This is a genomic window from Sinomonas sp. G460-2, from assembly GCF_047759905.1.
Lineage (GTDB): Bacteria > Actinomycetota > Actinomycetes > Actinomycetales > Micrococcaceae > Sinomonas.
The window spans coordinates 1-1,624 of record NZ_JBKZWT010000507.1 but is presented as its reverse complement, the minus strand read 5'-3'; the positions used below and the strand labels follow the sequence as shown (position 1 = coordinate 1,624).

The window sequence follows — 1,624 nt, the reverse complement described above, 5'->3', positions numbered from 1 at the left end:
CCGCCCTGAGGCCGAGGCGGCGACGTATCCGGTGCCGTTCGCACGGGTGCGAGACGTGGTCAAGCCGGAGCGGGAGAGGCTGCGGGGTCGTAACGCAACCGCGGATGACCGAGCACGGAACTGGTGGAAGTACGGGCGGCGCAGTCCCGCAATGCGCAAGGCCATCGCCGACTTGCCGGAGGTGTTGGCCATCGCTCGTGTCAGCAAGACCGTAATGCCCCTTCGAGTTCCGACCGGTTCGGTGGCCAGCGAAGCCTGCGTCGTGTTCGCCTCCGCCAGCTACAGTGCGCAGGCGGTCTTGTCATCAAGCCTCCACCAGCTGTGGGCGATCACCTACGGGTCGGGAATGCGCAACGATCCTCGGTATACCCCATCCGATGTCTTCGAAACGTTCCCGCGGCCCGCAACAACTCACACGCTCACAGAGCTCGGCAGATCGCTCGATGCCGAGCGTCGGACGATCATGCTTCGTCGTGACCTCGGCCTCACCAAGCTCTATAACCTCGTGAATGACCCGGAACTGAGCGCGCTCTCCGATCCCGACGTCGGCCGCATGCGAGAGCTTCACATCGAACTAGACCGTGCCGTGTTGGACGCTTACGGATGGGCAGACGTCGACTCTAATCATGGGTTTCACACGTTTCGGAAAATGCAACGCTGGACTGTCGGTCCGACCGCGCGAGTCGAGCTGCTCGACCGACTTCTTGACGAGAACCATCGTCGGGCTAACCAGGAACGGCAACATGTCATGGTGGTCGACAGCGGAGACGACGATGAAGACGAGGCCGGGCTGCTCTTCCAGTGATGTCGTTGCCCCGCTAATCAGTCGAACAGCGTGTTTGCGCCCGCGTCCGGATTGCTCGCTGTGTCCAGCGTCAAGCTCGCGTTCCTGATCCCAGCTCGGCGGTGATTCTCATGCAGCAGGCGGTCGAGCGCCTCGACGCGCGACGCCGCTCCGAGTGTCCATCGCTCCGCTTGGCGGTAGGAGTGGAAGCCGTGTACCGGCCGCAGGTCGTCCCAGCCATATGCCGCGAAGACGGCTTCGTCAATCTCGACATGGATGTCGCGGAGGCGTGTGATGTCGGTGTCACCTTGCAGCGCCGGGTCGTTGACCAGGTTGTATAGCTTGGTAAGGCCGAGGCCACGGCGCAGCATCACTTCACGCCTGTCTTGGTCCAGTGCCGCTCCAGCAGCGGTCAATCGTTCGGTGGTCGTGGGGAGGGGAAACGTCTCGAATACGTCCGATGGCGTGTAGCGGACTCGGGTCTCTAGGGTCGACCCGTAGGTGATCGCCCACAGCTGGTGGAGGCTTGATGACAAGACCGCCTGGGCGCCGTAGTCATCAGCGGCGAAAACAACCAGTTGCTCGCTCGGAACCTGACCTGTCAGCACCCGCAGCGGCATTACCGTCTTGCTGACACGTGCGATGACCAGCATCTCCGACAACTCTGCGAGCGCCTCTCGCAGTGCCGGCCTCTTCTCGCCGTACTGCCACCACCGCTCCGGCAATGGCTTACGGAGTGCATAGTTGCCGCTCGGCTTCTTGCGTTGTCGCTCAGGCTTGACGCGCTCGGCGAGGCGGGCGTACGGCAACGGGTACTCGCGCGCACGTTCCTCTCGCCAA

General features: G+C 63.1%; 2 protein-coding genes. One reads left to right on the top strand and one right to left on the bottom strand.

Annotated features, from left to right (window positions below; all coding sequences use genetic code 11):
- A partial coding sequence (locus ACLN58_RS21950) for a type IIL restriction-modification enzyme MmeI (RefSeq protein WP_415857328.1) occupies positions 1-805 on the top strand: 805 nt, incomplete at its 5' end.
- A 17-nt stretch (positions 806-822) separates the two neighbouring features.
- Here the strand turns inward: ACLN58_RS21950 and ACLN58_RS21945 are convergent.
- The coding region (locus ACLN58_RS21945) for a type IIL restriction-modification enzyme MmeI (protein WP_415857327.1) at positions 823-1,624 on the bottom strand (802 nt) is incomplete at its 5' end.